This window comes from Asticcacaulis sp. (assembly GCF_051956075.1).
Classification (GTDB): domain Bacteria; phylum Pseudomonadota; class Alphaproteobacteria; order Caulobacterales; family Caulobacteraceae; genus Asticcacaulis.
Map to the genome: position 1 here is coordinate 1 of NZ_JBQCGA010000048.1, position 20,544 is coordinate 20,544.

18 protein-coding genes, 4 tRNA genes and 1 pseudogene are annotated in these 20,544 nt (G+C 61.0%); 5 read left to right on the plus strand and 18 right to left on the minus strand.

From position 1 onward, the window contains the following. Positions 1 to 1,425 (plus strand): ATP-dependent DNA helicase RecG (locus ACTHLA_RS12365; protein WP_440189558.1); only part of this gene is annotated, 1,425 nt, incomplete at its 5' end. Here the strand turns inward: ACTHLA_RS12365 and ACTHLA_RS12370 are convergent. From ACTHLA_RS12370 to ACTHLA_RS12380, 3 genes are read right to left on the minus strand one after another with little or no spacing between them, the layout of a single operon-like run. Then, entirely contained in the window at positions 1,422 to 2,558 is a 1,137-nt protein-coding gene (locus ACTHLA_RS12370) for a DUF3089 domain-containing protein (protein ID WP_440189561.1), read from the minus strand. The two genes, ACTHLA_RS12365 and ACTHLA_RS12370, sit on opposite strands and share 4 nt — an antisense overlap. Continuing rightward, on the minus strand, positions 2,555 to 3,472 hold the full coding sequence (locus ACTHLA_RS12375) for a lysophospholipid acyltransferase family protein (RefSeq protein ID WP_440189564.1): 918 nt from the start codon (positions 3,470 to 3,472) through the stop codon (positions 2,555 to 2,557). The genes ACTHLA_RS12370 and ACTHLA_RS12375 overlap by 4 nt, the downstream gene beginning before the upstream one ends. Next, positions 3,469 to 4,248 (minus strand): glycosyltransferase family 2 protein, encoded by a 780-nt coding sequence (locus ACTHLA_RS12380; RefSeq protein ID WP_440189567.1) that lies wholly within the window; start codon positions 4,246 to 4,248, stop codon positions 3,469 to 3,471. Before ACTHLA_RS12380 ends, ACTHLA_RS12375 begins: the two co-directional genes overlap by 4 nt. A 72-nt stretch (positions 4,249 to 4,320) precedes the next feature. On the opposite strand from ACTHLA_RS12380, the pseudogene ACTHLA_RS12385 reads away from it, so the two are divergent. From ACTHLA_RS12385 to ACTHLA_RS12395, 3 genes and pseudogenes are all read left to right on the plus strand, one after another. Next, positions 4,321 to 4,782: pseudogene (locus ACTHLA_RS12385) on the plus strand (deoxyribodipyrimidine photo-lyase); the annotation flags it as partial. A gap of 102 nt (positions 4,783 to 4,884) precedes the next feature. Further along, on the plus strand, positions 4,885 to 5,751 hold the full coding sequence (locus ACTHLA_RS12390; RefSeq protein ID WP_440189609.1) for a cryptochrome/photolyase family protein: 867 nt from the start codon (positions 4,885 to 4,887) through the stop codon (positions 5,749 to 5,751). Beyond that, entirely contained in the window at positions 5,738 to 6,565 is an 828-nt protein-coding gene (locus tag ACTHLA_RS12395; RefSeq protein ID WP_440189570.1) for a sulfurtransferase, read from the plus strand. Before ACTHLA_RS12390 ends, ACTHLA_RS12395 begins: the two co-directional genes overlap by 14 nt. A 6-nt stretch (positions 6,566 to 6,571) precedes the next feature. Here the strand turns inward: ACTHLA_RS12395 and ACTHLA_RS12400 are convergent. The 9 genes from ACTHLA_RS12400 to ACTHLA_RS12440 all read right to left on the minus strand — a co-directional run bounded on the left by ACTHLA_RS12400 (position 6,572) and on the right by ACTHLA_RS12440 (position 11,973). Then, positions 6,572 to 6,648 (minus strand) — tRNA-Arg (locus ACTHLA_RS12400). 10 nt (positions 6,649 to 6,658) lie between these two features. Beyond that, positions 6,659 to 6,964, minus strand: a complete 306-nt coding sequence (locus tag ACTHLA_RS12405) for an ETC complex I subunit (RefSeq protein ID WP_440189573.1) — start codon at positions 6,962 to 6,964, stop codon at positions 6,659 to 6,661. A 264-nt stretch (positions 6,965 to 7,228) separates the two neighbouring features. Next, a tRNA-Pro gene (locus tag ACTHLA_RS12410) sits at positions 7,229 to 7,305 on the minus strand. A gap of 33 nt (positions 7,306 to 7,338) precedes the next feature. Further along, positions 7,339 to 7,415 (minus strand) — tRNA-Pro (locus ACTHLA_RS12415). 207 nt (positions 7,416 to 7,622) lie between these two features. Continuing rightward, positions 7,623 to 8,183: a cold-shock protein gene (locus ACTHLA_RS12420; protein ID WP_440189576.1), complete on the minus strand. Its 561-nt coding sequence runs from the start codon at positions 8,181 to 8,183 to the stop codon at positions 7,623 to 7,625. Between the two features lie 239 nt (positions 8,184 to 8,422). After that, positions 8,423 to 8,497: transfer RNA gene (locus tag ACTHLA_RS12425), tRNA-Glu, on the minus strand. A 72-nt stretch (positions 8,498 to 8,569) separates the two neighbouring features. Continuing rightward, entirely contained in the window at positions 8,570 to 10,426 is a 1,857-nt protein-coding gene (gene recJ, locus ACTHLA_RS12430) for a single-stranded-DNA-specific exonuclease RecJ (RefSeq protein WP_440189579.1), read from the minus strand. A 16-nt stretch (positions 10,427 to 10,442) separates the two neighbouring features. Then, positions 10,443 to 11,444: a class II fructose-bisphosphatase gene (gene glpX, locus ACTHLA_RS12435; protein WP_440189582.1), complete on the minus strand. Its 1,002-nt coding sequence runs from the start codon at positions 11,442 to 11,444 to the stop codon at positions 10,443 to 10,445. 112 nt (positions 11,445 to 11,556) lie between these two features. Beyond that, the gene (locus tag ACTHLA_RS12440; protein ID WP_440189585.1) at positions 11,557 to 11,973 is read right to left on the minus strand and encodes a hypothetical protein; all 417 of its coding nucleotides are present in this window, start codon (positions 11,971 to 11,973) and stop codon (positions 11,557 to 11,559) included. A 188-nt stretch (positions 11,974 to 12,161) separates the two neighbouring features. Between ACTHLA_RS12440 and phaC the strand changes: the two genes are divergently transcribed. Continuing rightward, the gene (phaC, locus tag ACTHLA_RS12445; RefSeq protein ID WP_440189588.1) at positions 12,162 to 14,168 is read left to right on the plus strand and encodes a class I poly(R)-hydroxyalkanoic acid synthase; all 2,007 of its coding nucleotides are present in this window, start codon (positions 12,162 to 12,164) and stop codon (positions 14,166 to 14,168) included. On the opposite strand, the gene ACTHLA_RS12450 is transcribed toward phaC, so the two are convergent. From ACTHLA_RS12450 to ACTHLA_RS12475, 6 genes are all read right to left on the minus strand, one after another. Beyond that, entirely contained in the window at positions 14,165 to 15,832 is a 1,668-nt protein-coding gene (locus ACTHLA_RS12450; RefSeq protein WP_440189591.1) for a ribonuclease J, read from the minus strand. The two genes, phaC and ACTHLA_RS12450, sit on opposite strands and share 4 nt — an antisense overlap. Positions 15,833 to 15,853: 21 nt before the next feature. Continuing rightward, positions 15,854 to 16,636, minus strand: coding sequence for a type III pantothenate kinase (locus tag ACTHLA_RS12455; RefSeq protein WP_440189594.1), 783 nt, complete (start codon positions 16,634 to 16,636; stop codon positions 15,854 to 15,856). Next, entirely contained in the window at positions 16,608 to 17,366 is a 759-nt protein-coding gene (locus ACTHLA_RS12460; RefSeq protein ID WP_440189597.1) for a biotin--[acetyl-CoA-carboxylase] ligase, read from the minus strand. The genes ACTHLA_RS12455 and ACTHLA_RS12460 overlap by 29 nt, the downstream gene beginning before the upstream one ends. Before the next feature lie 11 nt (positions 17,367 to 17,377). Then, positions 17,378 to 18,805: an NADH-quinone oxidoreductase subunit NuoN gene (gene nuoN / locus ACTHLA_RS12465; RefSeq protein ID WP_440189600.1), complete on the minus strand. Its 1,428-nt coding sequence runs from the start codon at positions 18,803 to 18,805 to the stop codon at positions 17,378 to 17,380. Positions 18,806 to 18,821: 16 nt separating this feature from the next. Continuing rightward, positions 18,822 to 20,336 (minus strand): NADH-quinone oxidoreductase subunit M, encoded by a 1,515-nt coding sequence (locus tag ACTHLA_RS12470; RefSeq protein ID WP_440189603.1) that lies wholly within the window; start codon positions 20,334 to 20,336, stop codon positions 18,822 to 18,824. An 18-nt stretch (positions 20,337 to 20,354) separates the two neighbouring features. Next, on the minus strand, positions 20,355 to 20,544 hold a 190-nt coding region (locus ACTHLA_RS12475; protein ID WP_440189606.1), incomplete at its 5' end, for a hypothetical protein.

The window sequence follows — 20,544 nt, forward strand, 5'->3', positions numbered from 1 at the left end:
CGACGACGTCTCGCCTATGACGAGGCTCTGGCGCACCAATTGGCGCTCAAGGCGCGTAAATCGCATCGGCAAGCCAGTCCGGCGCGCATCATCGACGCGCATGACTGGGCCGACCGCGCCATCGCCAGCCTGCCTTTCGCGCTGACTCAGGCGCAGGTGCGGGCGCTGAACGATATTCGCAGCGATCTGCGCTCCGGCCATCGTATGAACCGCCTGGTTCAGGGTGATGTCGGCGCGGGCAAAACCCTTGTCGCCCTATTGGCCATGATCGATGTCGCTGAAGCGGGTCTGCAAAGCGTCATAATGGCGCCCACCGAGATTCTGGCGCGACAGCATTATGAAAAATGTCTGCCGATTCTAGACTCTCTCGGCATCTCCTCGGTTATCATGACAGGTCGTGACAAGGGGCGGATACGCGACGACAAGCGCACCGCCGTGGCCGCCGGACAGGCGCGGATTGTTTTTGGCACCCACGCTGTCTTTCAGGACGGCGTCGCCTTCGGCAATCTGCAACTGGCTGTCATCGACGAGCAGCATCGGTTTGGCGTCAGCCAGCGGCAGCGTTTGTTCTCCAAAGGTGAGGCCGTGCATTATCTGTCGATGTCGGCAACGCCGATTCCGCGCACTCTGGCCCTGACCCAGTATGGCGAGGCCGACCTCAGCATTCTGGACGAAAAGCCCGCCGGTCGTCAGCCGATCCATACCGCCGTCGTTCCGCGCCAACGGCTTCATGACATTATAAGGCGTTTAGAATCCGCGCTGCACGACGGCGCGCAGGCCTATTGGATATGTCCACTGGTCGAAGAAACCGCCGAATCTGACCTGATCGCCGTCGAGGCCCGCCACCGCGATTTACAGATCGCGCTTGGCGTCGAGATCGGCTTGGTGCATGGCCGTATGCCATCTGAACAAAAAGACGCTGTGGTCAGTCGCTTCGCCGGAGGCGAACTGAAAATCCTGTGCGCGACCACCGTGGTCGAGGTCGGAGTCGATGTGCCGAACGCCACCATCATCATTATCGAACAGGCGGAGCGTTTCGGGCTGGCGCAACTGCATCAATTGCGCGGGCGCGTCGGACGCGGCGCCGATAAGAGCGCCTGCATCCTGCTGTATGACACGCCTCTGTCAAAGACCGCCAAGGCGCGACTGGAACTGCTGCGCGACACCGAAGATGGCTTCCGTATCGCCGAAATGGATTGGCGGTTGCGCGGCGAAGGCGACATTCTCGGCGCCCGGCAATCCGGGTTTCCCGCCTATCGCTTTGTTGATCCGGTCGTCCACAGCGATCTGATCGCCACGGCGGCGCGTGAGGCCGTGTATGTGCTGCAGCACGAAGCGCAACTGCCGCCTGCGCGCCGAACGGCGTTGGACGTGCTGCGACATCTGTTCGACTGGCGCGCTGACGCTGCGGACAAGCAGGATTAACTGATCGGCGCGCGGGCTTGAAACGCTTGCCAGCGCGCCTGTAAATCTGCTTGAAGATCACCATAGAACAGATTGTAAGGTCGCACTTTTCTGCGATCTTCCCAACTTGACGGAGTTTTAAAAGCAGGCGAATCGGGCTTGTCCACAAACAAAAGACCGCCCATGCAGCGGGCGGAGACCTTGTGCGCAATCAGGGCCGGATCGGCGCCCCATTCCAGCCCTGTGGCGTTGGTGGCGCCTTGCGAGCGCTTGGCGTCGATCTGCTGCAATGTCGCCGCGCCGACAAGCGGATTGACGCAGACCGGCTTATCTGAGCCGAGCGCTGTTAGCGTATCGCCTTCCCACTTCGCCGCCTTTTGCGTCATCTGCAAGGCCAGATCCGGGCGATGGGAGTCCACAGCGATATAGCTGACCACACAGTCGCTTTCCTGGCGCGACTGACAGGCGGGCAGGATGGCGCCTTTGACGCCGAACTGTTGTTCCGATGCCGCTGTATCGAGGAAGTAGGCCGCCACAAGTTGTTGAGACAGATCAGGTTTTGACGCGACTTCATCACGCACCAGACGTTCGGCCAGTAAGCCGCCCTGCTCCAGGCCGACAATGACAAAACCACGTCCACCGCGCCGCGTTTTCAGAAATTGGCGGAACGCCGCCTCAATGTCGCCGTAGGCGAATTGCCGCGCCTCGACCGCGTCCTGCTTGAGCGTCAGTTGCGTGTAGAGGCTGGCCTGACGATATTTAGGCGCATACACATTGCCCATAATGGCGAAAGGCGCGGCATAGTTGGAAAGTTGCACACGCTGCACCTCATCCTTTATCGCGTTGCTTGACGTACCGCCAAGCCAGCCCGTATGGCCGTTAAAGCTGGTGCCGTGGATGAAAAAGACGTCCACCTTACGCGGATCGGCGTAGTAGCGTGCAATCGCCGGGTTGAGATACCAGCCTGCATTCACGCCGTAATCCGGCGCGGGCGGCGGCTTGTAAATCTGAAACGGCATCTTCGGATCGAGATAGTTCCGGTGAATATCGTTTTGCAGATAGATCAACGCTAAACCCAAAATCAGCGCGAATACGCTCGCGGCGACGATGAGCAACCAGCGACGCAACGGCGATGCGAGCAGCGTTTTCATCATGTCGGCTCCCGCCTGTACAAGTCATTCGGCCAGCGCTTATGCACCCAGAACCATTCCTGCGGTCGCTCGCGCACCACGCCCTCGATAAAGCGGCTGATGCTCCGCACCGTAGCCTCAATGACTTCCGTACGGTTTTCGCCGTCTTCGATCAGGATAGGCGGATGCGCGACGACGCGAAAACGCGCCTTATGCAGACGCTCCACCGTCAGAGGTTGCAACACCGTGTCGAACCGCAGCGCCAGCCGCGTCGGTCCGGGCGCCGTATCGACCGGATGACTGAAGAAGGGGGTAGATACGCCACGATTGAACTTCTGGTCGTTCATCAGCGCGACCGATTCGCCCCGCGCCATGCCGATCATCAACTCCTTGGCGCCGTCGCCGCCCTTTGGCGCGAACAGTTGCACGCCATAACGGCGGCGCCCTTCACGGATGCGTTTGTCGATATAGGGATTGTTGGTGGCGCGATAGGTGACCTGACAGGGAATGCCCGCCGCCACGATCACCGCCGCCATGACTTCAAAATTGGCGAAATGCCCTGAAATCAGAACAACCGGCTTGCCCGATGCAGCGATGTCAGTCAGTCGCTCCATATGTTCGACCGTGACACGCCCGCTGTCGATGGTGATCCGGTCCATCTGAGCGAATTCGGCAAACATGCGCCCCAGATTATCCCATTGCGCGCGCGAAATATCCGCCTTCCACGCCGCGTCCTTTTCCGGGAAAGCCAGGTCAAGATTGCGGCTCACCGTGCGCTGCACTGGCGAAACCGGCCCCAGGGTCCGCAAAAGCCAGCCGCCGAGATCGGAGGCGAAGTCCAGCGGCAGCAGGCGCATAAGGCCGACAAAGACGTCGTAGGCCAGGGCTTCAAAGCGCCAGGCCAGGTCTTGCAGCGCGCTCGTCTTCTGTTCACTCATGCCGCCGCCCTCACCGCCTTCTGCGCCGCCAGCAGCTTCAACAGCCGTTTTACCCGCGCCATCGCGGCGATGTGACTGGTGTAAAGACCATCCCACCCACCGGTGAAATGACAACGCAGCAGATAATAACGTACAAAGACGAGCGGATATTCAAAGGGCAGCCGAAGCCATATCGTCCATGCCGGTCGCTTCAGCACCTTGGCCTGCAGGTTGGCGTAGGCTTCCAGCTTGGCGCGGATATGGGCATAGGAACGGGCCGAAAAATGCGTGACGCTGCCCTTGAGTTGACCAACAGTCTCACGACCCGTATCGACCGTATCGTGGACCGGGCTTTCGCGAAAGCGCGCGACGCGTCGATCGTAAAGGCGCACATAGTTATGGTAGTCGGCCAGCCAGCGCGGTCGGGACTTGCCAGGATAGACATTGCGGATGCGGAATCGGTAAGCGCTCAGTTCCGGCCCCTTGGTCATCAGCGCGCTGATCTCTTCGCGTAGTTCCGGCGTAAGCACTTCATCCGCATCGAGATTGAGGATCCAGTCATGTCGCGCGCAGTCTTCGCTGAATCGCTTTTGCGGACCATAGCCGGGCCAGTCATGGTGAACGACCCGCGCGCCCAGGGACTGCGCCACCGTGATCGTGTCATCCGTCGATCCGCTGTCCACCACCACGATATCGTTGGTAAGCGGCTTTACGGCGCGCAGAACGTCGCCGATACGATCGCCTTCGTTCCTGGCGATAATACAGCAGCTTAAAGGTGTCGGCGCGCGAGGAGTCATAGATCGCCTTTGTGCCGAAGCCCCGCGCCGCAAGCAAGATTTTTTAACGCATAGGTCTGGATAAAAGCCGCCATGTCCGCTCCCGTACTACTTTGGTTTCGTCGCGATTTACGTCTGCAGGACAATCCCGCCGTTGCAGCGGCGCGCGCCACGGATTCGCCCATCCTACCCGTCTATATCCATGACGAAGCGCTGGAAACCCGCCCCCTGGGCGCTGCGTCCCGATGGTGGCTGGACAAATCTCTTCATGTTTTAGATGAGGAGTTGCGCGCCATCGGATCAAGATTGATCATATGTCGCGGCGATGCGACGTTAATCCTGCTATCGTTATGCAAAGAATATAATTTAAAAACAGTTATATGCAATAAAACTTATGATCCATCTTGTGAAGATACGGACCAAGAGCGCGCGCATGAGTTTAAGGCTATCAGCGTCGATTGGATGGCATGCGAAGGCGCACTGATTTCACCGCCTGATTCGGTAAAAACTCAGGATGATCGTCCATTCCGCGTCTTCACGCCCTTCTTCAAGGCGTTGCAAAACACGAAGGAAATACGCCATCTCGCACTATCGCAACGTCATGAGGGCGCATGGCGCGCGCCCGATACCTGGTCCGACACGTTAAAGATCGCAGATTTGAGCCTGAATCCGACGCTTCCCCCCTCCGGCGTCGATTGGACGCAAGGTTTCAGCCAATTCACGCCGGGGGAACGCGGGGCGCGCCGGGCGCTCAGACAGTTTTTGCGTGAAGGCCTGGACGACTACGCCAATGGTCGCGACCGGCCTGATCTGGACGTGACGTCACGCCTGTCGCCACATCTGCGTTTTGGCGAGATCAGCCCGCATCGCATCTTGCTGGAACTCGACAAGGCGGTTGCGGCAAATCCGCGCCTGTCCGCGCCTGCGGCCAAATTCCGCTCCGAACTGGCGTGGCGCGACTTCTCCTACACTCTTCTGCGTCAGCAACCGCGTCTGCACACAACCAATTTTCGCAACGATTTCGAAAGCTTTCCCTGGCGGAGTGATCCGGCCGCCTTACGCGCCTGGCGACTCGGCGAGACCGGCTACGATCTGGTGGACGCCGGCATGAAGGAGCTTTGGGCGACCGGCTATATGCATAACCGCGTGCGCATGGTCGCCGCCTCCTTTCTGATCAAGCATTTGCTGATCGACTGGCGCGAGGGCGAGCGCTGGTTCTGGGATTGCCTGCTCGACGCCGATTCGGCGAATAATCCGGCGAGCTGGCAATGGGTGGCCGGATGCGGCGCGGACGCTGCGCCCTATTTTCGCATCTTCAATCCGATTGCGCAGGCGGCGAAATTCGATCCGCAAGGCGTCTATCGCGCCCGCTGGCTGGGCGGCGAGCTGGACAGTTACGTCAGGGCTGATAAAGCTGGAACGCCTAATGCGGATCTGCGGCGACGACCGATTGTCGATCACGCCTTCGCCCGCCAACGCGCGCTCGACGCCTATCATAACCGTGAAACTCATGAACCAGATTGACGCCGCCGAACTTCATAAGCTGATCGAGGATAAGGCGGTAAAGACAGTCGATGGCAGTTGGGCGCTGGACGGAACCGATATGGGCGCGCTCTACGCGCAGGATCATATTCCCGGCGCCGTCTTTTTCGATCTGGACGTCATCAGCGACCCATCCAGCGGCCTGCCGCATATGGCGCCGACGCCGGAAGTCTTCGCCTCGCGTGTTGGCCAGATGGGCGTCAGCGATCACGATACGGTCGTCGTCTATGACCGGCAGGGCCTGTTTTCGGTCGCGCGGGTCTGGTGGACGTTCCGCTTGATGGGGCATCGCGATGTGCGGGTCTTGCGCGGGGGGCTTCCGGCATGGAAGGCGGCGGGTTATCCGACGGAGGCAAGCGTTCCCACGCCCCAACCGGTCAGCTATCAAACGGCGCTCCGCAATGATCTGGTCATTCATTGCGATCAGCTTATGCGTTGTCTGGACACCCCCGACGCTCTGGTGCTCGACGCCCGGCCAAGCGCCCGCTTCTATGGAGAGGCGCCGGAGCCGCGTTCTGGTCTGCGTTCCGGTCATATGCCCGGCAGTCGCAGCCTGCCCTTCAGCGAGCTTGTGCGCGACGGCGCCCTGCTGCCGACTCCAGACCTGCGCGAAATCTTTCACAGATTGGGCGCAGATGATAAATCGAATCTGATCACCACCTGCGGCTCTGGCGTCACCGCCGCGATCCTGAGTCTGGCGCTGGCGGAGACCGGCCGTGAAGCGCGGCTCTACGATGGCTCGTGGGCGGAATGGGGCATGGAGAACGCATCGACGCCAGTAGCGACGCATTCTTAGGGCGTATGGCGACTCCGACAGGACTCGAACCTGTAACCGTCCGCTTAGAAGGCGGATGCTCTATCCAGTTGAGCTACGGAGCCTTGCAACGCCTCAGTGGGTCCAGGACTGCTTGCGGCTGGAGGCGAAGTTGTCGGCATAGGCCTTGAGAATCTTCGGCGGCGTTTCCGGCTCGATCAGACGAAATGGAATGCCGTGATGCTCGGCGAAGGCCATGGCTTGATCCTTGGTTTCAAAGGTCAGGCGCACCTGCGCGTCGGTGTCGGCCGAGGACGTCCAGCCCATGAGCGGATCGGGCGTGCGCGCCGAGCGCGGTTCGAATTCCAGCACCCAGTCATGAGTCTTGGCCCTGCCCGATTGCATGGCGGTCTTGGCCGGCTTGAAAATGCGCGCAAACATCCGTGTCTCCTTGGCCCGGCTTAGATTCTGCCGAAGCTTTGTTCCTGTTACTACAAAGCCTGGCGCGTTTGCAATGCGAAGATGAGATGTTGCGCCGCAGGGCGATAGGATTGATGCGCATCGTTTTAACGATGCTTACCTTTAAGGGCGCCTGCGGCGTCGATCGCCCTTACGCCTCGATCGGCTGCGCTTTCGAACCGGGAGGTTCTTGCCAGTTAACCAAACCATTTAAAAAGGCCGCCCCAGAAGGGCGGCCTTTTTAAATGGTCGGGGCGAGAGGATTCGAACCTCCGGCCTTCTGCTCCCGAAGCAGACGCGCTACCAGGCTGCGCTACGCCCCGATCAATTCTGTTATCTCTCCAACGGTCGGACCGTGGTCGGGGCGAGAGGATTCGAACCTCCGACCTGCTGCACCCAAAACAGCTGCGCTACCAGGCTGCGCTACACCCCGCCGCGAGGCCCTGATCTAACTCCGAGCCCCGGAGAGGCGCGCTTCATGCCATTTTCATTTCGCCTCCGCAAGTGCGATCTTCCGAAAATCCGGCATTTTTCCGGGACATTCCGATCCCTTCGCCTAAAAGACGTGGATAATCCCGTTTATGAAAACGGGCGGGAAAGCCGCCTCTCCCGCCCGTTTCAGATTTATAAGCGTTCAGGCTTAGGCCATGGCGCGCGGACGCACCTCAGTGACGACCAGACCTTTCGGTCCTTCGCCGAAGCGAACCATGATGACATCGCCCTGCTGCACGTCTTCAAGACCATAACGACGCAGGGTTTCAATATGAATGAAGATGTCGGTCGGATCATCGCCCCGCACTACAAAACCGTAGCCCTTGGTGCGGTTGAACCACTTGATGGTCGCCGTTTCCAGATCGCCAACCTTGACGTTCTCATTGGTCAGTCGCGACGAACGGATGGGCGCTTCGGCGCGCGCCGCCTGTATGGGGTGACCGCTGGCTTCCAGAGAGTCTATTTCGGTCACCTGCCAGCCCTTGGCGCGTTTGGCGATCTTGCAGGTGATGCCTGCGCCTTCGTGCGCCGTATCGCGTCCCATATCGCGCAGGCTGGAGATATGTAGCAGAACGTCGCGCATGCTCGTCTGCGACGGATCTTCAGGAACGATAAAGCCATAACCTTTGGCCGCGTCGAACCACTTAACGTGACCAGAGATCGCAATTGCGTCTTCGGTCTCACTCTTATTGTAATCAAACACGCTCATCTATCCTCACCACGTCGCCTGCATCCCTCAAGTGACAAGTGTTATCATAACACGGATATCGCATTTTGGGAGAGAAAAAAGCGGGCACATTCGTATCGGTTGCGCAGCTTACGGCAAAAAATCGCTCACAGCGAGCATAATCGTGATCTCAAAAGCGAATGAGACCGGTATCAGATAACGAAATTCTGTGGATAAGGGCTCTCAAGTGGACACAAGGCCGGTAAAGCGCCGCGAGCCGATGGCAGTCCCTAGGGGAGTCGAACCCCTCTTTTCAGGTTGAAAACCTGACGTCCTAACCGATAGACGAAGGGACCGCGTCGGAGAGGTGCGCTAGATACCTATTCCCTCCCCCGCTTGCAAGCGCTTTTTTGCGCTTTTTCACAGGGCTAAGGCTGCGCCAGCGCCATATCTTCAATTTCCAGTTGAACGCCGCGCCGTCCCATATAATCATCGGCCTTGAGACGCCCCAACACATGCACCTTGCCGCCGGGACGCAACAGGGCGTCGCCGATCAGCGTGCCCTCGGCGCGCCACATAATGCCTTTGAGTTTGCCGCCATCATTATCGACCAGTTCAAAACGCACATGGCCGCCTTTCAGCGCCGAGGCATAGGCGACGCGGACATCGGCAAAGGCCAGCAGCGGCTCTGGATTGCCTTGACCATAGGGGGCCAGAAGATCGAGCCGGTCATAGAAGCCGCGGTCAGCGGCGCGCAAAGAAATCAGGGCGTCGGCCTCAACCGTTTCCACCTGATCCTCCTCCGCGACGTGCTGGCGGACATAGTCATTGATAAAGCGACGCAGTTCCGGCAGGCGCGTCTTATCGACGCTGAGCCCCGCCGCCATCGCATGACCGCCGCCGGACAAAACTATCCCGGCCTCGAACGCCGCGCCCACCGCCGCACCGAGATTGATGCCGGTTTGCGACCGCCCCGACCCCTTGCCCAGCCCGGTCACAGGGTCGATGCCAATCACGATCACTGGTTTGCGCCAGCGCTCGCGCAGCCGCCCCGCCACAATGCCGATCACGCCAGGATGCCAGTCGTCGCGCGCAATGACCAGCACCGGATCGTCGCTTGGCCAAAGCCCCTGCGCCTCCGCGGTCTGCACGGCCTCCTCCAGCACCTGCGCCTCGACGTCCCGTCGCAACCGGTTCAGTTCATCCAGTTCCTGCGCCAGGGCTTTGGCCTCATCGGGATCGTCGGTCGATAACAGGCGCACGCCGAGGTCGGAACGCCCGACACGCCCGCCCGCATTGATGCGCGGCCCGATCACAAAGCCGGAATGGAATGTGCTCATCAGGCTGGCCGCGCCCGCCGCGCTGTCGCCGGCAACCTCCATCAAGGCGCGTATGCCGGGATTGTTCCGGCGCGACATGACTTTAAGACCTTGCGCGGCCAGAGCGCGGTTGAAACCGGTCAGGGCCGTCACATCGCAGATCGCGCCCAGAGCCGAGAGGTCCAGCCATTGCACGAGATCCGGTTTTTGTTTTTCAGAAAACAGGCCCCGCTTTTCGGCCTCGCGATTCAGCGCCGCCAGCAGTACGAACACCACCCCCGCCGCCGCCAGATTGCCCTGTTGCGAGGCGCAGCCGGGTCGGTTGGGATTGACCACGGCCAGCGCGCGAGGGGGATCTTCGCGCATCAGGTGATGATCGACCACCACGACATCAAGGCCGATTTGCGCGGCATGCTCCAAAGCGCGGTGCGCCATGGCGCCGCAATCGACGGTGATGACCAGGTCCGCGCCCTGTGATTTGAGATTATCGAACGCGGCGTCGGACGGGCCATAGCCTTCGGTCATACGATCGGGGACATAGACTTTGAGGTCATGGCCCATATGCCGGAACCAGCGCACGAGCTGCGCCGCGCTGGTGGCGCCATCGACGTCGTAGTCGGCGAAAATCCAGATGTTCGCGCGCCGCTCCAGGGCGTCAAGCATGGCGGCGACCGCCTTGTCCATATCCATGAAGCAGGACGGATCGGGAAACAGCGCCTTCAGGGTCGGAAAGAGAAATGTCTCCAGCGTTTCGCCCGTGACGCCGCGCCCGGCGAGGAAGCGCGCCAACGGGCCAACAAACTCCTCCGGCGCGGCCTGAAGCAGGCCGAGCCGGTGCGTCACGTCGCGCAAAATCTCCGTCGTCACGCCGACCCGGTCGATCCGCTCCCGCCATATACGACCGCTCAAAGAACGATGCACGCCCAGAAACGGCGCAGCGTCAACCGGGGCGACGGCGCCCGCCATCTCACCCCTTGCCATCTCAGCCCTTAAACGGACGGCGCATGGACAGCTTGCGCACCGTGCGGGTCTTGGACATCATCACCAGACTTTCCGTCGTCACGAAGGTTTCGCCGCGCGCGGTCTTCTCGATGCCGACGCCGCGCAGCAAGGCGCCGTGCGTGACGCCCGTGGCGATGAAGACGGCGTCCGTGCTGACCAGATCGTCAAGCGTATATTTGCGGTCAAAATCGGTCAGGCCGAGGCGCTCGGCGCGGGCGCGTTCGTCATTATTGCGGAACACGAGACGTCCCTGGAACTGGCCGCCGACGCATTTCAGCGCCGCGCAAGCCAGCACGCCTTCCGGCGCCCCGCCCTGCCCCATATAGATGTCGATGCCGGTCTCCGGCTGAGCGGTGTGAATCACGCCCGCCACATCGCCGTCGGTGATCAGATGCACACGACAGCCCGCCTTGCGCAGCGAAGCGATGATCGAGTCATGACGCGGGCGATCCAGAACGCAGGCGACAATCTCAGACACCTCAACGCCCTTGGCCTTGGCCAGAGCGCGGACATTTTCCTCCGGCGTCGCGTCGAGATCGACCACGCCCTGCGGATAGCCGGGCCCGATGGCCAGTTTGTCCATATAGGTGTCAGGCGCATGCAACATGCCGCCGCGCGGCGCGAACGCGATCACGGCCAGCGAATTGGCCATCGCCTTGGCGGCCAGGGTCGTGCCTTCCAGCGGGTCGAGCGCGATGTCGATGGCCGGGCCTTTACCCGTGCCGACCTTTTCTCCGATATAGAGCATCGGCGCTTCGTCGCGTTCGCCCTCGCCGATCACGATGCGGCCATCCATGTCGATGGCGTTCAGGCAGGTGCGCATGGCGTCCACGGCGGCCTGATCGGCGGCCTTTTCATCGCCTCCGCCAACGCAGGCATAGGCGGCGATGGCGGCTTCTTCGGCGACGCGAACGATGTCGAGGCTGAGGTTGAACTCTGTCGCGGCGGCGGCAGGCGTGGTTGTCGTATTGGTGTCTGGCATTGTTCGTCCTGGCCTTGCTGGCTGGCATTAAAGGATGCGGCTGTTGTTCGCCGCTTTATACGATGCGCGTCGTGTTAGCAGAGCCGGACGCGCATGAACAGTGATTATGCGCCTACTGCACGACAGGCGGCGGCGTGGCGCGCGCGCGTTGTTTGGCGGCGAAAGCTTCGATATCCTTCTGGCTCAACATCGGATCAATCGGCGCCATCTTAGCGGGATCGATCCGGGCGAGAATCTGCGCATGCAGCGCCTCCGGCGTGATGGTGGGCCAGTGGATCTGCGCCTCATCATGCGCCAGTTGCGCGCCCATCTGATTCAGCGATCGAACGCGCGCAGCGAATTCTGACAAGGGCGTCGTGTGATCGGGAGGAACCGGAAATTCTGACCAGCGCGGCATGGAGGCGACCGGCGTATCGGGCGTCAGCAAGGGCGCCGGTTGCGCATCGGTCGAAGGCGCTGCAGTCTGAGCCAGGACGGGGCCTGCGCAGCAGGTCAAGGCGGCAGTCAACAAAAGGACCATGCGAGTCAAGTGGCGTCTCCGAATGCGACCGCGGCTAAAGCGAATTTTACGCTGGCGCTTCATGGCAAGACAAGCAAAAATCTGATCAATTCGTATGGAAAGCGCCGAAACACGATTTTAATTGCCGCCTTACGGCGAACCGGCGCACATGGAGCGACCACACGCCGGACCCGGCGATCAGTTTTCAGGGAATCGATATGGACACGTCCGCCAGTAAGCCCGCCAAAGCCGCTCGCAAACCGCGCGGTCAATCCGCAACCGCCCCCGCCTCCAAGCCTGCGCGCGCCAAAGTCACTAAGACGGAGGCCAGGACTGCGAATGCGACGCCAGAAGCGGTCAAAACGACGCCCCGTAAGGCTTCCCGGCCGACCCAACCCAAGCCTGTAGCCACCGCCTCGCCCGCGCCGTCGCCGCAACCCGCCGGGCCGGAGACGAGCGGTTTTGACGCCGAAGCGCTGCGCCGCATGGAGGCCCTGTCGCTCAACCTCGCCAAGGCGGGCATGACCGCGCAGACGGCGCTGGCGCGGACCCTGTTCCGTCAACCCGAAGACGCGCCGGTCGATCCGTTTCAGGTCGGCCCCGCCTTTACCGAAGTCGCCAGCGCGCTGGCCGCGAAGCCCGAAAAGCTGGTCGAGGCGCAGAACGAACTGCTGGGCGGCTATATGGAGCTGTGGGGCCAGATGGCGCGCCGCTCTCTGGGGCAGGACACGGACGCCAGCAAGAAGCTGACCGACAAGCGGTTCCGCGATCCGCACTGGGAGCAGAACATCGTCTTCGACATGATGAAGCAGTCCTATCTGCTGTCGTCGAACTGGATCAACAAGCTGATCTCCAGCGCCGAGGGCGTTGACCCATTGGTCAAGCGCCGCGCCGAATTCTTCACCAAGCTGATGACCGACGCCATGTCGCCCAGCAATTTTTTGATGACCAATCCGGCGGCGCTGGAAGCTCTGTTGCAGACCAGCGGCGAAAGTCTGGCCAGGGGTATGGAGCGTTTCGCCGACGATCTGGCGCGCGGCAATGGCAAGCTCAAGATCCGTCAGGCCGATTACGATCATTTCTCCGTCGGCGACAATGTCGCCACCACGCCGGGCAAGGTCGTATGGCGCGGCCCCTATTTCGAATTGATCCAGTACAGTCCGACGACCGAACAGGTGCGCGAGACGCCGCTGCTGATCTTCCCGCCTTGGATCAACAAGTTTTACATTCTCGATCTTCAGCCAAAGAATTCGATGATCAAATGGCTGACCGAACAGGGATTTACTGTATTCCTCGTTTCGTGGATCAACCCCGATGCGTCGATGAAGGACACGACGTTCGAGGACTATATGTTCGGCGGCGTTTATGAAGCCGTGAAGCGGGTGAAGGAGCAGTGTGGCGTCGATCACGTCAATGCGGTCGGCTACTGCATCGGCGGCACCCTGCTGGGCGTAACACTGGCGCATATGGCGGCCAAGGGCGACCAGTCGATCTCCGCGGCGACCTTCTTTACGGCGCAGCACGATTTCTCCGAAGCGGGCGATCTGTTGCTGTTCACAAGCGAAAGCTGGCTGAAGGAACTGGAGCGTCAGATGGACGCGGCGGGCGGGGTTCTGCCCGGAACGGCGATGGCCGACACGTTCAATTCGCTACGCGCCAACGATCTGATCTGGTCCTTCTTCATCAACAACTATCTGATGGGCCGCGATCCAACCGCCTTCGATCTCTTGTACTGGAATGCCGATCAGACGCGCATGCCCAAGGCGCTGCATATGTTCTACCTGCGTAAATTCTATGGCGAGAATGCGCTCAGTCAGGGCCGCTTGACCCTTGCGGGCGTCGATATCGACCTGAAAAACGTCACCATACCCATCTATGAACAGGCCGGTCGTGAAGACCATATCGCCCCGCCGACCTCGGTCTATAAGGGCTCGAAACTGTTTGGCGGTCCCGTGACCTTCATGCTGGCCGGATCGGGACATATTGCGGGCGTGGTCAATCCGCCCGCCGCGCAGAAGTACATGCACTGGCTTAATGACGCGCACCCGGACTCGCTCGATGACTGGATGGCTGGCGCCCAGATGCACCCTGGCTCCTGGTGGCCGCATTGGGCGAACTGGCTGCACCAGCGCTCCGGCGACATGATCCCGGCGCGCGACCCATCCGGCGGCCATTTCAAGCCGCTGACGGACGCGCCCGGTGATTATGTGCGGGTGAAGTCCTAAAGCCGGACAATAATTGTTTCAACCAGAGGGCGGCGGCCCCAGATGGCCTGCGCCGCCTTCTTGACCACGCGCGCGACCACGGTTTCGGTCGTCACGTCGTCTTCCAGTTCGTCATAGGACAGCTTTTTCAGCGCCGTCTCGACCAGCTTGCAAATATGTTCAAGGTGGTCGGAAATCGCGTCTTCGCTTTCAAAGGCTAGGCCCAGACCGCGCACATCGACGATTGAGGCCAGCTTATTTTTGCGGTCGAGCGCAAAGGCGACGAACATCATGCCGTTATGGGCGGCGTGACGGCGTTCGCGCAGCGCGTCGGCGCCTTCCGGCACCAGATGACCGCCATCGACGAACAGACGCCCGGCGGGAACCTCGTCGATGATTTCAGCGCGACCGGGCGCCAGACGCACCATTTCGCCATTATGCGGCGTGACTTGCTCCGGCACGCCGATTTCGGCGGCCAGGTCGGCATGCTTGAGCAGATGGCGCCGTTCGCCATGCGTCGGCACGGAGATGCGCGGACGCGCCCAGGCATACATCTGCTGCAATTCCTCGCGGCATGGATGGCCGGAGACGTGGATGCCCGGATGGTCGCGCTCGGTGTGGATATGCACGCCAAGGTCGGACAGGCGGTTCTGCAACGACCGGATGGCGATCTCATTGCCCGGAATGACGCGCGAGGAGAAGACGCAGGCGTCGCCCGCCCCCAGCTTGACCAGCGGGTGATTGCCGTCGGCGATGCGTGACAAGGCCGCGCGCGGCTCCCCCTGCGACCCGGTGCAGAGATAAAGAATCTGGTTCGGCTTCAGCATCGCCGCCTCGGCTTCGCTGATCGGTTCAGGAATGCCATGCATCAGGCCGACATGGCGCGCCGCCGCCGTGATGCGGTGCATGGACCGCCCGACCAGACAGACCTGACGCCCACAGGCCATCGCCGCTCGCATGACCGAATCAACGCGCGCCACGTTCGAGGCGAAACAGGCGACCGCGACGCGCTTTTTCAGCGTCTTCAGCACTTTTTCCAGTTCGATGCGGACATCGTCTTCGGAACCGGCGCGACCTTCGACAAACACATTGGTCGAATCGCACACCATGGCCAGCAGATTGTTGTCGCCAAGCGCGGTGATGGCCGCCACATCGGTCGGCTTGCCGGTGATCGGCGCCTCATCAATCTTCCAGTCACCGGTGTGGAACACCGTGCCCAACTCCGTCGTCACCGCCAGACCATTCGGCTCGGCGATGGAGTGAGTAAGTGTAATATAATCAATGTCGAATGGACCGATCTTGATATGCGCGCCCAGCGGCACTTCGGTCAGGTCGAAGTCTTCGACGCCCGCCTCGCGCAGCTTTTCGCGCACCAGAAAAGCGGTGAACGGCGTCGCATAGACCGGCGCCTTGATCTTGTCCCACAGCCAGCCGATGGCGCCGATATGGTCTTCGTGCGCATGGGTCAGCACGATGCCGAGGATGGTTTCGCCCTTGAGGAATTCCGGACCGGGAACGATCACCTCAATGCCCGGCGTGGTCAGGTCGCCGAAGGTCACGCCGACATCGACGATAATCCATTGGCGGTTATCCGCCGGGCCGAACCCGTAGAGATTCAGGTTCATGCCGATTTCGTTCGAGCCGCCCAGCGGCAAAAACACCAGTTCGTCTTGCGTCTTTTTCATTCTTTTCCGTAACCGGCCAGCTTAAGCGGCCAGCGTGCGTCTATAGACCTCCAGCAGCCCCCTCAGCGTCAGGTCGTGGTCAAAATAATCGATCCTGTCTGTAGCACCTTCAAACAGAGACGCCACCCCTCCCGTAGCGATAACCGTCATCTTTTGTCCGTATTCGGCCTGAATGCCCGCGATCAGGTGTTCGATCAGGCCGATATAGCCCCAGAATATGCCGGACTGCATGGCGCTGACCGTTTCCTTGCCGATGTAGTGCGCGGGCCGCTCGATCGCAATGCGCGGCAGTTTGGCGGCCGCCGCATGCAGAGCTTGCAGCGACAGGTTGACTCCCGGCGCGATAGCCCCGCCTTCATAACCGCCGTCCGACGCCACGACGTCAAAGGTTGTGGCGGTGCCGGAATCGATGATCAGCAGCGGACCTTCATAGGCGATATGCCCGCCCACTGCATTGACAAGGCGGTCCGCGCCCGCCTCTTTCGGCTTGTCGATGCGCACGGCGATGCCCAGATGCGCGTTCTCGCCGATCACATAGGGCGTCTTGTTGAAATAGCGCTGCGACAGCTTGCGCAGGTTGAACAGGGACTGCGGCACGACCGACGAGATGATGCAATCGTCGATGGCGGCGAAGTCCAGCCCGCGCATCGCCATAAGCTGATAAAGCCACGCCGCATATTCATCCGCCGTGCGCGACGCTTCCGTCGCCACCCGCCATTGCGCGATCCAGTCCGCGCCGTCGTGGATGGCGAACAAGGTGTTGGTGTTGCCCTGCTCAATCGCCAGTAACAAAGCGCTCTCCATAGCTGACCTCGCCGCCGCTGATCGTGTGGGTCAGACCGTCCTCGCCCTGCACGCACAAGGCGCCGAAATCGTCAAGACCCATGATTCGTCCGGTGACCCGGCTGTCACCGACGTGTACGGCGACCTTGCGGTCGGCGCCGTAAGCGCGTTTGACCCAGGCCTTGGCGATGTCAGAGAACGGCTTGCGCCGCCACAGGTCGATAACGCCGTCGAGATGACCGTTCAGCTTATACAGTAAGGCTTCGGGGTCCGTTTTACCTGCGGCGTCGCTGATCTCACGCAAAGCCACCGTTGGGTAGCCCTCAAGAATCGGCGCCATACGCACATTGAGACCGATGCCGATGACGACGCCTAACCGGCCTTCGTCTTCAACCGCCTCAGTCTGCACCAGGATGCCGCACAACTTGCGGCCCTTATGCAGGATATCGTTCGGCCATTTGATGCGCATGGCGTCGTCGGTATCCGGCACGAACGGACGCAGCATTTCATAGACGGCCAGCGCGGTCACGAAGGACAATTGCGGCGCGCGGCGCACATCAATATCCATGACATCGTAGCGCGACGCCATGAAATTGCCCTTCTGACCGACCCAGGACCGGCCATGCTGGCCGACGCCCTTGGTCTGCTCGCGCGCCAGAATCCAGCCCGCCTCCCCGTCCCAGGCGCGCAGCCTTTGCAGGGCGATGCTCTGGGTGGATGCTAGACTGTCGAAAATCTCGAACCGGGCCACGGTTCGCGACTTTACAGGCCGAAGCTTTGCGCGGCGTTCTGCGCGACAGGCCATGCCAGGATCAGGAACAGGATCACCGCCGGGAAGGAGAAGGCCGCCGCCGCATAAGCGATCCAGCTGGCTTCACGCGGCGCCTTGTCCATCGCCTCGCCTGGCGCGTCGAACCACATCAGCTTGATGATGCGCAGGTAGTAGAAGGCCGCGATCACCGAAGCCACGAGACCGGCGGCGGCGAAGCCCCACAGGCCCGCCTTGATGGCCGCGCCAAAGACGAAATACTTGCCCCAGAACCCGCCGAACGGCGGCATGCCCAGCACCGACAGGGCCAGCATGGTGATGGCGATGGCCAACGGCGCGTTCTGACGCGCCAGACCCGCGAACTGATCAATGCGCGTGACGGGTTCGCCCTTGCGGCTCAGCGCCATCTGCGCCGAGAACAGGCCCATATTATCAACCATGTAGAGGACGAAGAACATCAGCAGCGGCGCGACGCCCGCAACGCCCGCAGCGACAGCCAGCAGGGCGTAGCCCATATTGGCGATCGACGAATAGGCCAGCAGGCGCTTGAAATCCTTCTGCATCAGCCCGCCAAGGCCGCCGATGACGAAGCTGAGCACGCTGACGACCAGCAACACCTGCTGCCATTGCTCGGCCACGGAACCGAAACCCGATTGCAGAATGCGTGCGAACAGCACGACGGCGGCGAATTTCGGCGCACCGGCGGCGAAGGCGACCATCGGGGTCGGCGCGCCTTCATAGACGTCCGGCGTCCACATATGGAAGGGCGCAGCGGAAATCTTGAACGCGATGCCGCAGATCAGGAAGACCAGACCGAAGATCAGGCCGACGCCGGTGTGCTGCGACGCCGCCACGGCGATGTCGTGGAAGTTCATCGCGCCGGTGAAGCCATAGACCAGCGACGCGCCGTAGAGCAGCAGGCCCGATGACAGCGCGCCCAGCACGAAATATTTCAGCCCCGCCTCGGATGATTTGGCGTCGTCACGACGGAAACCGGCCAGCACATACATGGCCAGCGACTGCATTTCGATGCCGATATACATGGCGATAAGATCGCCTGCCGAGATCATGATGCTCATGCCCAGCAGGGCCAGGGTGACCAGAACCGGGAATTCAAAACGCATGCCGCCGGTGCGGTCGAAATAGCCCTGCCCCAGAGCGATGACGAAGACGCCTGCGATATAGATGGCGACCTTGGCGAAGATGGCGACATTATCGACGACGAAGGAGCCGCTGAACAACTGGCCCGATGCGTCGAACAGGGCCGCCGCCGCCGCCGCGATCAGAGCGGCGCCGCACAGGGCGCTGATTGACAGGGCGCCCTTGTCGCCGCGGAAACCGCCAAAGACGAGGATCAGGAGCGAGCCGATGGCCAGAATCGCTTCCGGCAAGGCCATTGAGGTGACGAGATGCAAATCCATTTTCTTGCTCGTGTCCTTATCCGCCGATCATCGCGCGGTAGCCGGCGACAACCGCGTCAACGCTGGCGGTGGTAAAGTCAAAGACGAAGGCCGGATAGACACCCAGCAATATCGTGCCCGCGATCAGCGGAACGAAGATGGCGATTTCGCGCGCCGACAGGTCGGGAAACTTTTTCAGCTCCTGATTGACGACCTCGCCGAACATAACGCGCTTGAACAGGGTCAGGGCATAGACCGCCGAGAAGATCACACCCGAGGCCGAGACCAGCGCCACCCAGGTGCCCCACTGATAGGCGCCGGTCATGGTGGTGATTTCGCCGATGAAGCCCGACGTGCCGGGCAAACCGACATTGGCCATCGTAAAGAGCAGGAAGACAAAGGCGTAATGCGGCATCAGCTTGGTCAGACCGCCGTAGAAGGCGATCTCACGCGTATGCCAGCGATCATAGACGACGCCGACGCAGAGGAAGAGCGCACCGGAGATCACGCCGTGGCTGATCATCTGGAACATGGCGCCCTGGACGCCAAGCTGGTTGCCCGCGAAAATACCCATCGTCACAAAGCCCATGTGGGCGACGGAGCTGTAGGCGATCAGCTTCTTGATGTCAGTCTGACGGAAGGCGACGAGCGAGGTATAGACCACGGCGATCACCGACAGGGCCATGACCAGCGGCGCGAACATATGGCTGGCGCCCGCAAACATCGGCAGGTTGAAGCGGATGAAACCGTAGCCGCCGAGCTTCAGCAGGATACCGGCCAGCATGACCGAACCGGCGGTCGGCGCCTCAACGTGCGCGTCCGGCAACCAGGTATGGACCGGCCACATCGGCATCTTGACCGCAAAGGAGGCGAAGAAGGCGAACCACAGGAAGCCCTGCACAGTCAGCGGATAGGGGTGCGCCTGCAACATCGCCGTCATGGTCGGAATGTCGGCGGTGCCGAGCGTGCTGACCATGTACAGCATGGCCGCCAGCATCAGGACGGAGCCAAGAAGCGTGTAGAGAAAGAACTTATAGGCTGCATAGACCCGGTTCTTGCCGCCCCAGATACCGATGATCAGGAACATCGGCACCAGGCCGCCTTCGAAGAAGATGTAGAACAGGAACAGGTCCAGCGAGGTGAAGACGCCGATAACCAGCGTTTCCAGCAACAGGAAGGCGATCATGTATTCGGTGATGCGATTGGTGACCGATTTCCACGACGCCGCGATACACAAGGGCATCAGGAAGGCCGTCAGCAGCACGAACAGGATCGAGATACCGTCCACGCCCATATGATACGAGATCGGACCGAACCAGTGATAATGTTCCTCGAACTGATAGCCCGACTTATGGATGTCAAAGCCGAGCAGCAGCACGACGCTGAGCACAAGCGTGATCAGGGTGGTCCACAGGCTGATCCATTTGGCGTTGCGCGCAATGGCCGCCTCATCGTCCTTGCGGGCCAGACCCGCGACAATGGCGATCACGATTGCCCCGAATAACGGGAAAAACGTGACGATGCTCAGGAGATTGGGAATTGAGGGTAGCATAGGTAAATCCATCTCTCCTTAGCGCACCAGCCACAGCACGTAGGACAGCAGTCCGACGACGCCGAGGAACATGACGAAGGCGTAGTGATAAACATAACCGGACTGGGTCTTGACGAGGTTTTTCGCCGATTTCAACGCCGCCCAGGCCGCGCCGTTGGGGCCGAGGCCATCAATGATGCGGATGTCGCAGATCTTCCAGAAGAAGTCG